1 protein-coding gene is annotated in these 556 nt (G+C 63.7%); it reads right to left on the minus strand.

Features of this window, described 5'->3' with window-relative positions; all coding sequences use genetic code 11:
- Positions 1-352: PfkB family carbohydrate kinase (locus EOA22_RS36665; protein WP_245478815.1), on the minus strand; the 352-nt coding region annotated here is incomplete at its 3' end.
- Between the last annotated feature and the right edge of the window lie 204 nt (positions 353-556).

Genomic DNA, 556 nt, shown 5'->3' on the forward strand with positions numbered 1-556 from the left:
ATGCAACCGGGTCTGAGGCGAGCTGCCGCGCGGCGGCGTCGCCGCGCCAGTAGGTGAAGGAACGCTCGGCCCCGGTCAGCGTGATGGCATAGAGGCCAGGCCGTGCGCCCGCTATGATCGGGCTGGAGCCGATGCCGATGCCGTTCTGGCCTAAGAAATCGATCTGGGCTTGCGAGAACGGATCGTCGCCGAAGGCCGAGACATAGGTTGCCGGCCGCTCAGTGCTCAGCGCGTGCAGCGCCCACAGCGTGTTGAACGTGTCGCCGGCAAAGCCCATGCGCCAGTTCGGTCCGGTCTGGCCCGACAGTTCGAGCATGCATTCGCCGATCGAGGCGACGCCGGTTCCCGCCATCTACAATCCTCCAGTGCTTCCCGGTGCTGTAGCTTTTTGCCATCGGCAGCGCCATGCTTGGCAAGCAGGGTTTTTTCCGCCACAGCGTTTTCCCACAGGCTGGCGGGATGCGATCCGTTCGGCAGAGCGTTGTCTGCAGAAGAGGAACCGGTTTGGCATCGATATGGCGTTATCTTCTGGCGGGTCTTGGTCTGGCTGCCTTGC

It is taken from the genome of Mesorhizobium sp. M7A.F.Ca.US.014.04.1.1, from assembly GCF_003998745.1.
GTDB lineage: Bacteria > Pseudomonadota > Alphaproteobacteria > Rhizobiales > Rhizobiaceae > Mesorhizobium > Mesorhizobium ciceri.